Origin of the sequence: Isoptericola sediminis, assembly GCF_013085345.1 — a bacterium.
In the GTDB taxonomy this organism is placed as follows: domain Bacteria; phylum Actinomycetota; class Actinomycetes; order Actinomycetales; family Cellulomonadaceae; genus Isoptericola; species Isoptericola sediminis.
This window is the reverse complement of sequence record NZ_JABFAJ010000009.1, coordinates 95,185-108,716: the sequence shown is the minus strand read 5'-3', so window position 1 is coordinate 108,716 and position 13,532 is coordinate 95,185. Positions and strand designations below refer to the sequence as shown.

The 13,532-nt window shown below is 67.5% G+C and carries 7 protein-coding genes; all 7 read left to right on the top strand.

Annotated elements, in window-relative coordinates; genetic code table 11:
* The first annotated feature begins 316 nt into the window (after window positions 1-316).
* The 7 genes from rpoB (at window position 317) to rpsJ (ending at window position 13,526) form a co-directional block, all read left to right on the top strand.
* A complete protein-coding gene (gene rpoB, locus HLI28_RS05070) occupies window positions 317-3,829 on the top strand; it encodes a DNA-directed RNA polymerase subunit beta (protein ID WP_171246416.1) in 3,513 nt (1,170 codons plus the stop codon).
* Between the two features lie 57 nt (window positions 3,830-3,886).
* Window positions 3,887-7,768, top strand: coding sequence for a DNA-directed RNA polymerase subunit beta' (locus HLI28_RS05065; protein ID WP_171246415.1), 3,882 nt, complete (start codon window positions 3,887-3,889; stop codon window positions 7,766-7,768).
* Window positions 7,769-8,367: 599 nt separating this feature from the next.
* Entirely contained in the window at window positions 8,368-8,742 is a 375-nt protein-coding gene (rpsL, locus tag HLI28_RS05060) for a 30S ribosomal protein S12 (protein WP_106267324.1), read from the top strand.
* Window positions 8,742-9,212, top strand: coding sequence for a 30S ribosomal protein S7 (rpsG, locus tag HLI28_RS05055; protein WP_171246414.1), 471 nt, complete (start codon window positions 8,742-8,744; stop codon window positions 9,210-9,212). The genes rpsL and rpsG overlap by 1 nt, the downstream gene beginning before the upstream one ends.
* 116 nt (window positions 9,213-9,328) lie before the next feature.
* Complete coding sequence (fusA, locus tag HLI28_RS05050) at window positions 9,329-11,434, top strand: elongation factor G (protein ID WP_171246413.1); 2,106 nt, start codon at window positions 9,329-9,331, stop codon at window positions 11,432-11,434.
* A 126-nt stretch (window positions 11,435-11,560) separates the two neighbouring features.
* A complete protein-coding gene (tuf, locus tag HLI28_RS05045; RefSeq protein WP_171246412.1) occupies window positions 11,561-12,757 on the top strand; it encodes an elongation factor Tu in 1,197 nt (398 codons plus the stop codon).
* Between the two features lie 460 nt (window positions 12,758-13,217).
* A complete protein-coding gene (rpsJ, locus tag HLI28_RS05040; protein WP_013837837.1) occupies window positions 13,218-13,526 on the top strand; it encodes a 30S ribosomal protein S10 in 309 nt (102 codons plus the stop codon).
* Window positions 13,527-13,532: the final 6 nt, after the last annotated feature.

Genomic DNA, 13,532 nt, shown 5'->3' with positions numbered 1-13,532 from the left:
CTTCGTGCCCGGCGGAGTAACGTGATGAGGCACCGTTTCTTGGGCGGCATATGGCGGCCACCGAGACAACGTCCTCAGAACCGACGGAACCCGAGGACGTCCTGCTCGCGTGCCGGCGCGGGGTGGACAAGTCCGAAGGTTTCGGCTACGCTAGCGCTTTGCGCTCGCCTGTGCCCAGACGTTCCCCCCGCCGATGACACCCCGCCTCCCGAGTCACCTGTCGTGACCCCTGGGACGGTCTCCTCGCCCGCGGTTCGGACGTCCGCGGCACGACTGAGCGTACAGCGTGCCATCGAACTGCAGGGAAGGACCCCTCTTGGCTGCCTCGCGCACCCCTTCTGCTCCGTCCGCCGACGCTATCGCGAACCGTACCGCCTCCCGCCGACTTTCGTTCGGCCGGATCCACGAGCCCCTTCAGGCGCCGGACCTGCTCGGCCTCCAGCTCGACAGCTTCGACTGGCTGCTGGGCAACGAGTCCTGGCGAGCTCGGGTCGAGGCCGCGATCGAGGCCGGACGCCACGACGTCCCTGGTACCTCCGGTCTGGAGGAGATCTTCGAGGAGATCTCCCCGATCGAGGACTTCGGTCAGTCGATGTCCCTGTCCTTCGCCAACCACCGCTTCGAGCCGCCGAAGTACACGGTGGAGGAGTGCAAGGAGAAGGACTTCACCTACTCGGCGCCGCTGTTCGTGACGGCCGAGTTCGTCAACTACACGACGGGTGAGATCAAGAGCCAGACGGTGTTCATGGGTGACTTCCCGCTCATGACCGACCGCGGCACCTTCGTCATCAACGGCACCGAGCGTGTCGTGGTGTCGCAGCTCGTCCGCTCGCCGGGCGTCTACTTCGAGCGCACGCCGGACAAGACCAGCGACAAGGACGTCTTCTCCGCGAAGATCATCCCGTCGCGCGGTGCCTGGCTCGAGTTCGAGATCGACAAGCGCGACGCCGTCGGCGTGCGCGTCGACCGCAAGCGCAAGCAGCCCGTCACTGTGCTGCTCAAGGCGCTCGGGATGACCGAGTCCGAGATCCGCGAGGAGTTCGGCGACTTCCCGACGATCCTCGACACCCTGGAGAAGGACCACGTCCACACCCAGGACGAGGCCCTGGTGGACCTGTACCGCAAGATCCGTCCGGGTGAGCCGCCGACGGTCGAGGCCGGTCGTGCGCTGGTGGAGAACTTCTACTTCAACCCGAAGCGCTACGACCTCGCGAAGGTCGGCCGGTACAAGCTGAACAAGAAGGTCGGCGTCACGGCCGAGCTGGACGAGAGCACGCTGTCCCTGGCCGACGTCGTCGCGACCATCAAGTACCTCGCCGCGCTGCACGCCGACAAGACCTCGATCCCGGGCACGCGGGACGGGCAGCCGCACGACGTGCGCGTCGAGACCGACGACATCGACCACTTCGGCAACCGCCGCATCCGCGCGGTCGGCGAGCTCATCCAGAACCAGGTCCGCACGGGCCTGTCCCGCATGGAGCGCGTGGTCCGCGAGCGGATGACGACCCAGGACGTCGAGGCGATCACGCCGCAGACCCTGATCAACATCCGTCCCGTCGTGGCCTCGATCCGCGAGTTCTTCGGCACCTCTCAGCTGTCGCAGTTCATGGACCAGAACAACCCGCTCGCCGGTCTGACGCATAAGCGGCGTCTGTCGGCGCTGGGTCCGGGCGGTCTGTCCCGTGACCGCGCCGGCATGGAGGTCCGCGACGTCCACCCGTCGCACTACGGCCGCATGTGCCCGATCGAGACGCCCGAAGGCCCGAACATCGGTCTGATCGGCTCGCTGGCCTCGTTCGGCCGGATCAACGCCTTCGGCTTCATCGAGACGCCGTACCGCAAGGTCGTGGCCGGCAAGGTCACCGACGAGGTCGTCTACCTCACCGCGGACGACGAGGACAGCTACGTCATCGCCCAGGCGAACACGACGCTGAACGACGACGGCTCCTTCGCCTTCGACCGCGTCCTGGTCCGCACCAAGGGCGGCGAGACCGACGACGTCCCGGCGTCCGACGTCGACTACATGGACGTCTCCCCGCGGCAGATGGTCTCGGTCGCGACCGCGCTCATCCCGTTCCTCGAGCACGACGACGCCAACCGTGCGCTCATGGGCGCCAACATGCAGCGTCAGGCCGTGCCGCTCGTGCGCTCCGAGGCGCCGCTGGTCGGCACCGGCATGGAGCGTCGCGCCGCGATCGACGCCGGCGACGTCATCGTCGCGACCAAGCCGGGTGTCGTCACCCAGGTGTCGGCGGACCTCATCACGGTCGAGAACGACGACGCGACGACGACCACCTACCGGGTCGCCAAGTTCCGCCGCTCGAACCAGGGCACCAACTACAACCAGCGCGTGCTCGTCGACGCCGGCCAGCGGGTCGAGGTCGGCTCCGTGCTGGCCGACGGCCCGGCCACCGACGAGGGCGACCTCGCGCTCGGCCGCAACCTGCTCGTGGCGTTCATGTCGTGGGAGGGCCACAACTACGAGGACGCGATCATCCTGTCGCAGCGCCTCGTGGAGGACGACGTGCTGTCCTCGATCCACATCGAGGAGCACGAGGTCGACGCCCGCGACACCAAGCTCGGGCCCGAGGAGATCACCCGGGACATCCCGAACGTCTCCGAGGACGTCCTGGCCGACCTCGACGAGCGCGGCATCATCCGCATCGGTGCCGAGGTCGGCGCCGGCGACGTGCTGGTCGGCAAGGTCACCCCCAAGGGTGAGACCGAGCTGACCCCCGAGGAGCGCCTGCTGCGCGCGATCTTCGGCGAGAAGGCGCGCGAGGTGCGCGACACCTCCCTGAAGGTGCCGCACGGCGAGTCCGGCACCGTCATCGGCGTGCGCGAGTTCAACCGGGAGGACGGCGACGAGCTGCCCGCCGGCGTGAACCAGCTCGTGCGGGTCTACATCGCCCAGCGCCGCAAGATCACCGTCGGTGACAAGCTCGCCGGCCGTCACGGCAACAAGGGCGTCATCGCGAAGATCCTGCCGCAGGAGGACATGCCGTTCCTGCCGGACGGCACCCCGGTGGACATCGTGCTGAACCCGCTCGGTGTGCCCGGTCGTATGAACGTCGGGCAGGTCCTCGAGACGCACCTCGGCTGGGTCGCCAGCCGTGGCTGGGACGTCGAGCTGGCCGAGGGCGACGACCTCGAGTGGCGCGACGAGCTGCCCGAGCACGCGCGCACCTCCGAGCCCGGCCGCCCGGTGGCGACGCCGGTGTTCGACGGTCTCGAGGAGCACGAGCTCCGCGGTCTGATCTCGACCACGCTGCCGAACCGCGACGGCGACCGCATGGTCGGCCTGGACGGCAAGGCGCCGCTGTTCGACGGTCGTTCCGGTGAGCCGTTCCCGGACCCGGTCGCGGTGGGCTACATGTACATCCTGAAGCTCCACCACCTGGTCGACGACAAGATCCACGCGCGCTCGACCGGCCCGTACTCGATGATCACCCAGCAGCCGCTCGGTGGTAAGGCGCAGTTCGGCGGTCAGCGCTTCGGCGAGATGGAGGTGTGGGCGCTCGAGGCGTACGGCGCCGCGTACACCCTCCAGGAGCTGCTCACGATCAAGTCCGACGACATCCCGGGCCGCGTCAAGGTCTACGAGGCGATCGTCAAGGGCGAGAACATCCCCGACTCGGGCATCCCGGAGTCCTTCAAGGTCCTCCTCAAGGAGATGCAGTCGCTCTGCCTGAACGTCGAGGTGCTGTCCAGCGACGGCTCCTCGATCGAGATGAAGGAGTCCGACGACGAGGTGTACCGCGCTGCGGAGGAGCTCGGCATCGACCTCTCCCGCCGCCCGAACTCGGCGACCACCGTCGACGAGATCTGATCCAGCGACCAGCTGATCCACGGAATCATCCGAAAAGCTTTGAGGAAGTAGGACATCTTGCTCGACGTCAACGTCTTCGACGAGCTGCGTATCGGCCTGGCCACGGTCGACGACATCCGTTCCTGGTCGCACGGTGAGGTGAAGAAGCCCGAGACCATCAACTACCGCACCCTGAAGCCGGAGAAGGACGGGCTCTTCTGCGAGAAGATCTTCGGCCCCACCCGGGACTGGGAGTGCTACTGCGGCAAGTACAAGCGCGTGCGCTTCAAGGGGATCATCTGCGAGCGCTGCGGCGTGGAGGTCACCCGCTCCAAGGTGCGCCGTGAGCGCATGGGCCACATCGAGCTGGCCGCCCCGGTCACGCACATCTGGTTCTTCAAGGGTGTGCCGTCCCGCCTGGGCTACCTGCTCGACCTCGCGCCGAAGGACCTGGAGAAGGTCATCTACTTCGCGGCCTACATGATCACGTGGGTCGACGACGAGGCCCGCCAGGAAGACCTCCCGAACCTCCAGAACGAGATCGACCTGGAGAAGAAGGAGATCACCGACCGCCGCGACAACGACATCAACATCCGTGCCACCAAGCTCGAGAGCGAGCTCGCCGAGCTCGAGGCCGAGGGTGCCAAGGCGGACGCGCGCCGCAAGGTCCGCGACGCCGCCGAGCGCGAGATGGCGCAGCTGCGCAAGCGTGCCGACCAGGAGCTGGACCGCCTCGAGCAGGTCTGGGACCGGTTCAAGAACCTCAAGGTCGCCGACCTCGAGGGCGACGAGATGCTGTACCGGCAGCTCGTGGACCGCTACGGCACGTACTTCGAGGGCGCCATGGGTGCCCAGGCGATCCAGAAGCGTCTGGAGAGCTTCGACCTGGACGCCGAGGCCGAGTCGCTGCGCGAGACCATCCGCAGCGGCAAGGGCCAGCGCAAGACCCGTGCCCTCAAGCGGCTCAAGGTCGTCAACGCGTTCCTGACGACGACGAACTCGCCGACGGCCATGGTGCTCGACGCCGTGCCGGTCATCCCGCCGGACCTGCGCCCGATGGTGCAGCTCGACGGTGGCCGCTTCGCGACGTCGGACCTGAACGACCTGTACCGCCGCGTCATCAACCGGAACAACCGCCTCAAGCGGCTCCTGGACCTGGGCGCGCCGGAGATCATCGTCAACAACGAGAAGCGGATGCTGCAGGAGGCCGTCGACTCGCTGTTCGACAACGGCCGCCGTGGCCGTCCGGTCACCGGGCCGGGCAACCGCCCGCTGAAGTCGATCTCCGACATGCTCAAGGGCAAGCAGGGCCGGTTCCGTCAGAACCTGCTCGGCAAGCGCGTCGACTACTCGGGCCGTTCGGTCATCGTGGTCGGCCCGCAGCTCAAGCTGCACCAGTGCGGTCTGCCGAAGCAGATGGCGCTCGAGCTGTTCAAGCCGTTCGTCATGAAGCGTCTGGTCGAGCTCAACCACGCCCAGAACATCAAGTCGGCCAAGCGCATGGTCGAGCGCACCCGCCCCGTGGTGTGGGACGTCCTCGAAGAGGTCATCACCGAGCACCCGGTGCTGCTCAACCGTGCGCCCACGCTGCACCGTCTGGGCATCCAGGCGTTCGAGCCGCAGCTCGTCGAGGGCAAGGCCATCCACCTGCACCCGCTCGTGTGCGGCGCGTTCAACGCCGACTTCGACGGTGACCAGATGGCGGTCCACCTGCCGCTGAGCGCGGAGGCGCAGGCCGAGGCCCGCATCCTCATGCTCTCGAGCAACAACATCCTCAAGCCGTCGGACGGCCGTCCGGTGACCATGCCGTCGCAGGACATGATCATCGGTCTGCACCACCTGACGGCCGAGCGGCCCGGTGCCGTCGGTGAGGGTCGCGTCTTCGGCACCCAGGCGGAGGCCATCATGGCCTTCGACCGGGGCGAGCTGGACATCAACGCGTCGATCAAGATGCGCATGTCCGACCTGGTGCCGCCGCGCCACGGCTTCGAGGCCCCCGAGGGCTGGGAGCCCGGCCAGCAGCTGCTGTTCGAGACCACCCTCGGCCGGACGCTGTTCAACGAGGCGCTGCCGACCGACTACCCGTTCCAGAACGAGGTCGTCGGCAAGAAGGAGCTCTCGGCGATCGTCAACGACCTCGCCGAGCGCTACCCGAAGGTCGACGTCGCGACGTCGCTGGACGCGCTCAAGGACGCCGGCTACAAGTGGGCCACGCGTTCGGGCGTGACGATCTCGATCTCCGACGTGGCGATGCCCGTGGAGAAGAACGAGATCCTCGACGAGCACGAGGCGCGTGCGCTGAAGGTGCAGGGCCAGTACGAGAAGGGCCTCATCACCGACGACGAGCGTCGCCAGGAGCTCATCGAGATCTGGACGCAGGCGACCGACAAGATCGCCGCCGTCATGCGGGACAACCTCGAGAACGACACCCGCAACACGCTCTACCGGATGGTCTCCTCCGGGGCGCGCGGTAACTGGATGCAGGTGCGTCAGATCGCCGGTATGCGCGGTCTGGTGGCCAACCCGAAGGGCGAGATCATCCCGCGCCCGATCAAGTCCAACTACCGCGAGGGTCTGTCCGTCCTCGAGTACTTCATCGCCTCGCACGGTGCCCGCAAGGGTCTGGCCGACACGGCGCTGCGTACCGCGGACTCCGGCTACCTCACCCGTCGTCTCGTGGACGTCTCCCAGGACGTCATCATCCGCGAGGAGGACTGCGGGACCGAGCGTGGTCTGATGCTGCCGGTCGCCGAGCGCATCGGCGACCAGCTCGTGCCGGACGGTCGCGTGGAGACCTCGATCTACTCGCGCACCTTCGCCACGCAGGTCGTCGCCCCCGACGGCACGGTCCTCGCGGAGCCGGGCAGCGACGCGGGCGACGTGATCATCGACCAGGTGATCGCGGCCGGCATCGAGGAGGTCAAGGTCCGGTCGGTCCTGACCTGCGAGTCGCGCGTCGGCACCTGCGCCAAGTGCTACGGCCGCTCCCTGGCCACGGGCAAGCTCGTGGACATCGGCGAGGCCGTCGGCATCATCGCGGCGCAGTCGATCGGTGAGCCGGGCACGCAGCTGACGATGCGTACCTTCCACACCGGTGGTGTCGCCTCCGCGGACGACATCACGCAGGGTCTGCCCCGTGTGACCGAGCTCTTCGAGGCCCGTACCCCGAAGGGTGAGGCGCCGATCGCCGAGTACACCGGTCGGGTGGCCATCGAGGACACCGAGCGGACGCGGCACCTGGTCCTCACCCCGGACGACGGCGGCGAGGAGATCCGGTACCCGGTCACCAAGCGTGCGCGCCTGCTGATCGCCGACGGCGACCACGTCGCGGTCGGTACCCAGCTGGTGCAGGGCGCCGTGGACCCGAAGAAGGTGCTGCGCATCCTCGGCCCGCGCGCCGCGCAGAAGCAGCTCGTGGACGCGGTCCAGGAGACCTACCGGTCGCAGGGCGTGGACATCCACGACAAGCACATCGAGGTCATCGTGCGCCAGATGCTGCGTCGCGTGACCGTGCTGGACGCCGGTGACTCCGACCTGCTGCCCGGTGAGCTCGCGGAGCGTGTCCGCTTCGAGGACGCCAACCGTGCGGCCGTGGCGGAGGGTGGCCAGCCGGCCGCCGGCCGTCCGGAGCTGATGGGTATCACGAAGGCCTCGCTCGCCACCGACTCGTGGCTCTCGGCGGCCTCCTTCCAGGAGACCACCCGGGTGCTCACCGAGGCGGCGATGAGCGGGCGTCGTGACCCGCTGCTGGGCCTCAAGGAGAACGTCATCATCGGTAAGCTCATCCCGGCCGGTACGGGGCTGTCCCGCTACCGGAACATCGAGGTCGAGCCGACCGAGCAGGCCAAGGCGGAGCTCTACCCGAGCTTCGGCTACGACGAGATCGACTTCCCGACGCTCGGCATGGGCTCGGGCGAGGCGATCCCGCTGGAGGACCTGGACTTCGGCGACTTCCGCTGATCCTGTTCGACGGAGAGGCCCCATCGTCGTGCCGCGAGGCGCGACGGCGGGGCCTTCCCGCGTCCCGCCCCGGGCGGCCCGTCCCGATCGACCACCCGACCCGACCGGCCACCTCGGCCCGCGCGGTCGTACGGGCCGTCGCCCCGTCGTACCCGCCGGGTACGACGGGGCGACGCGGGGTACGACCCGGCGGCCGTGGGCCGGCATCCCGCGGGTGCCGGGGCGGCGGCGCGGCGTGCGGGTGGGCGACGGAGGTCACAGTGCCGCCCTCGTCTCATCCTTTGACCCCGCTTGCTTCCGCGGGTAATCTTGGAAGCCGTGCCCGTGCCGTCGCGCCGTGCATCCCGAGGGTCCTCCGAGCTTCTGTCCGGACGACCCGACGAACACGCCGCCGACGATCGCACGAGCATCCCGGGACGAACGCCCGCTCCTCCATGAGGATCGTGGGCGCACCCCGGGCCATCGAGCCGGTGGTACGTGGCGTGGCGGTCCGTGAGGGCCGCGGGTGCCGCATGCGATCGGCGCGCACAAGCCAGTACAGACCACCAGTCGAGGGCCGGACGACGGTCCTCGAGAGCTCGAGAGACGACGGAGACGTAGTGCCTACGATCCAGCAGCTCGTCCGCAAGGGCCGGACCTCGAAGGCCGGGAAGTCGAAGACTCCGGCGCTCAAGGGTTCCCCGCAGCGGCGCGGCGTGTGCACCCGTGTGTACACCACCACCCCCAAGAAGCCGAACTCGGCGCTCCGCAAGGTTGCGCGTGTGAAGCTCTCCTCCGGCATCGAGGTCACCGCCTACATCCCCGGTGTCGGCCACAACCTCCAGGAGCACTCCATCGTGCTCGTCCGCGGTGGTCGTGTGAAGGACCTCCCCGGTGTCCGCTACAAGATCGTGCGTGGCGCGCTCGACACCCAGGGTGTCAAGGGCCGCCAGCAGGCACGTTCCCGGTACGGCGCGAAGAAGGAGAAGGCCTGATGCCCCGCAAGGGTCCGGCCCCCAAGCGGCCGCTCATCGTCGACCCCGTCTACGGGTCGCCCATCGTCACGCAGCTGATCAACAAGGTCCTGCTCGACGGCAAGAAGTCCACCGCCGAGGCGATCGTGTACGGCGCCCTCGAGGGTGTGCGTACCAAGACCGACCAGGACCCGGTCGTCGTTCTCAAGCGCGCGCTGGAGAACGTCCGCCCGGCTCTCGAGGTCCGCTCCCGCCGCGTCGGCGGTGCGACCTACCAGGTGCCGGTCGAGGTGCGCCCCTCGCGCTCCACGACGCTCGCCCTGCGGTGGCTCACCGACTTCTCGCGGGCCCGCCGCGAGAAGACGATGACCGAGCGACTCATGAACGAGATCCTCGACGCGTCGAACGGCCTGGGTGCCGCGGTCAAGCGTCGCGAGGACATGCACAAGATGGCCGAGTCCAACAAGGCCTTCGCGCACTACCGTTGGTGATGCGTGCTGACGACCTCGGGGAGCTCCCCGGGGTCGTCAGCCGCACCCGGATCCGGCTGCCGGCCGGCCTCCGGCACCGGTTTCCGACGTCCCACTGACCCGAGGGGTAAGACACCGTGGCACTCGACGTGCTGACCGACCTGAAGAAGGTCCGCAACATCGGCATCATGGCTCACATCGATGCCGGCAAGACCACCACCACCGAGCGCATCCTGTACTACACGGGTGTGAACTACAAGATCGGTGAGACGCACGACGGTGCGTCGACGATGGACTGGATGGAGCAGGAGCAGGAGCGCGGCATCACGATCACGTCCGCCGCGACGTCGTGCTACTGGAACGACAACCAGATCAACATCATCGACACCCCGGGCCACGTCGACTTCACGGTCGAGGTGGAGCGCTCGCTGCGCGTCCTGGACGGCGCCGTCGCCGTCTTCGACGGCAAGGAGGGCGTCGAGCCCCAGTCGGAGACCGTCTGGCGCCAGGCCGACAAGTACGACGTGCCGCGCATCTGCTTCGTCAACAAGATGGACAAGCTGGGTGCCGACTTCTACTTCACGGTGAAGACGATCGTCGAGCGCCTCAAGGCCAAGCCGCTCGTGCTCCAGCTCCCGATCGGCGCCGAGAACGACTTCATCGGCGTCGTCGACCTGCTGACCATGAAGGCGCTGGTCTGGCACGGCGAGACCCAGCTGGGCGAGACCTACGAGGTCGAGGAGATCCCGGCGGACCTCCAGGCCAAGGCCGAGGAGTACCGCAACGAGCTCATCGAGTCCGTCGCGGAGTCCGACGAGGACCTCCTCGAGAAGTACCTCGGCGGCGAAGAGCTGACGGTCGACGAGATCAAGTCCGGCATCCGCAAGATGACGGTCAACTCCGAGGCCTTCCCGGTGCTGTGCGGCTCGGCGTTCAAGAACAAGGGCGTGCAGCCCATGCTCGACGCCGTGATCGACTACCTGCCCTCCCCGTTCGACGTCCCGGCCGTCCAGGGCCACGACGTCAAGGACGAGGAGAAGGTCATCGAGCGTCACGCGGACGCCACGGAGCCGTTCTCGGCCCTGGCGTTCAAGGTCGCCGTGCACCCGTTCTTCGGCAAGCTGACCTACGTCCGCGTGTACTCGGGCAAGGTGGAGCAGGGCGCCCAGGTGCTCAACACCACCAAGGGGAAGAAGGAGCGCATCGGGAAGCTCTTCCAGATGCACTCCAACAAGGAGAACCCCGTCCCCGAGGCGCAGGCCGGTCACATCTACGCCTTCATCGGGCTCAAGGACGTCACCACCGGTGACACCCTGAGCGCGCCCGAGGCGCCGGTCATCCTCGAGTCGATGACCTTCCCCGAGCCGGTCATCGACGTCGCGATCGAGCCGAAGACGAAGGCCGACCAGGAGAAGCTCTCGACGGCGATCCAGAAGCTCGCCGACGAGGACCCGACGTTCCGCGTCAAGCTGGACGAGGAGACCGGCCAGACCGTCATCGGCGGTATGGGCGAGCTCCACCTGGACATCCTCGTGGACCGCATGAAGCGCGAGTTCAAGGTCGAGGCCAACGTCGGCAAGCCGCAGGTCGCGTACCGCGAGACGATCCGTCGCAAGGCGGAGAAGATCGACTACACGCACAAGAAGCAGACCGGTGGTTCGGGTCAGTTCGCGAAGGTCATCGTGAACTTCGAGCCGCTGGAGACCACCGCCGAGGGCGAGCTGTACGAGTTCGCCAACGAGGTCACCGGTGGTCGTGTGCCGCGCGAGTACATCCCGTCGGTGGACGCCGGTATCCAGGCGGCCATGCAGCAGGGTGTCCTGGCCGGCTTCCCGGTCGTCGGCGTCAAGGCCACGCTCCTCGACGGTGCGTACCACGACGTCGACTCCTCGGAGATGGCGTTCAAGATCGCCGGCTCCATGGTGTTCAAGGAGGGCGTCAAGCGGGCCGACCCGGTCCTGCTCGAGCCCGTCATGGCCGTCGAGGTCCGTACGCCCGAGGAGTACATGGGCGACGTCATCGGCGACATCAACTCGCGGCGTGGACTGATCCAGTCCATGGAGGACGCGACCGGCGTCAAGGTCGTGCGCGCCCAGGTACCGTTGAGCGAGATGTTCGGGTACATCGGTGACCTGCGTTCCAAGACGCAGGGCCGCGCCGTGTACTCGATGCAGTTCGACAGCTACGCCGAGGTCCCCAAGGCCGTGGCTGACGAGATCATCAAGAAGACCCGGGGCGAGTGAGTCCCCACAGGTCGAACACCTGCACAACCATCAACCTGTAGGAAACCGCAACGCCCCGAGGGTTAGGCTTGATCGGCCGACACTCGCAATCGTTCGGAACATCTACCCAAGTCCCAGGAGGACCCAGTGGCTAAGGCCAAGTTCGAGCGGACCAAGCCGCACGTCAACATCGGCACGATCGGTCACGTCGACCACGGTAAGACGACGCTGACCGCCGCGATCTCGAAGACCCTCGCGGAGACGTACCCGGACCTGCCGGCGAACCAGCTCCGCGCCTTCGACGAGATCGACGCCGCGCCGGAGGAGAAGCAGCGCGGTATCACGATCAACATCGCGCACATCGAGTACGAGACGCCGAACCGTCACTACGCGCACGTCGACGCGCCGGGTCACGCCGACTACATCAAGAACATGATCACCGGTGCCGCCCAGATGGACGGCGCGATCCTCGTGGTCGCCGCGACCGACGGTCCGATGGCGCAGACCCGCGAGCACGTCCTCCTGGCCCGCCAGGTCGGCGTCCCGTACCTGCTCGTCGCGCTGAACAAGTCCGACATGGTCGAGGACGAGGAGCTCCTCGAGCTCGTCGAGATGGAGGTCCGCGAGCTGCTGTCGTCGCAGGACTTCGACGGCGACAACGCCCCGGTCATCCGCGTCTCCGGCCTCAAGGCCCTCGAGGGCGACCCCGAGTGGACCAAGAAGGTCCTCGAGCTCATGGAGGCCGTGGACGAGAACGTCCCCGAGCCGCAGCGTGACCTCGACAAGCCGTTCCTCATGCCGATCGAGGACGTCTTCACCATCACCGGTCGCGGCACCGTCGTCACCGGCAAGGTGGAGCGTGGCTCGCTCGACATCAACTCCGAGGTCGAGATCGTCGGCATCCGTTCGCCGCAGAAGACGACCGTCACCGGTATCGAGACCTTCCACAAGCAGATGGACCAGGCCCAGGCGGGCGACAACACCGGTCTGCTGCTGCGCGGTCTCAAGCGTGAGGACGTCGAGCGCGGTCAGGTCGTCGTGAAGCCGGGTTCGATCACCCCGCACACCAACTTCGAGGCCCAGGTCTACATCCTGGCCAAGGACGAGGGCGGCCGTCACAACCCGTTCTACTCGAACTACCGTCCGCAGTTCTACTTCCGGACCACGGACGTCACCGGTGTCATCGAGCTGCCCGAGGGCACCGAGATGGTCATGCCGGGCGACAACACCGACATGACGGTCGAGCTGATCCAGCCGATCGCCATGGAGGAGGGCCTCGGCTTCGCCATCCGCGAGGGTGGCCGCACGGTCGGTTCCGGCCGTGTCACCAAGATCCTCAAGTGATCTGCTGATCACCTGGTGATCCCGGAGCCCTAGGCTCCGCCGGTCCTCCGAGGCCCGGGCCCCGCGCGGGTCCGGGCCTCGGATGCGTCCGGCGTCACAGTACGGGGGGTTGGTTTCCCGGCTCCTCGTATGGCAAGATGTACAAGTTGCCTGTCACGGGCGCGTTCTTTCTCGTGTCGAACAGTGTGTAGCACCACGGTGCCGCCGGGACCTCTGGTCCGCGGTGGCGTCGGGCGCGACCTCCCCCCGGGGGAGTCGTGGGATGCCGGCTGTCGACGCGCACGAGCGCCCCACGGACACATGTCTTCGACAGGCTTGGCATACGTCGTGGCCCGCACCGCGGGCCACACCCACGGCCCCCATGCCGCACAGGTATGCGCACGGTTCTGTCGCACAAAGCGACACGCCCGAGCGCGGGGGTCGGACAGTAGCGGTTCGAGAGAGAGAGTCAGACGACGCCATGGCGGGACAGAAGATCCGCATCCGGCTCAAGTCCTACGACCACGAGGTGATCGACAGCTCGGCGCGCAAGATCGTCGACACGGTCACTCGCGCTGGTGCGACGGTCGTGGGCCCGGTGCCGCTGCCGACGGAGAAGAACGTCTTCACCGTCATCCGGTCGCCTCACAAGTACAAGGACAGCCGTGAGCACTTCGAGATGCGTACTCACAAGCGGCTGATCGACATCATCGACCCCACGCCGAAGGCTGTCGACTCGCTGATGCGCATCGACCTGCCGGCCGACGTGAACATCGAGATCAAGCTCTGAGGCTGG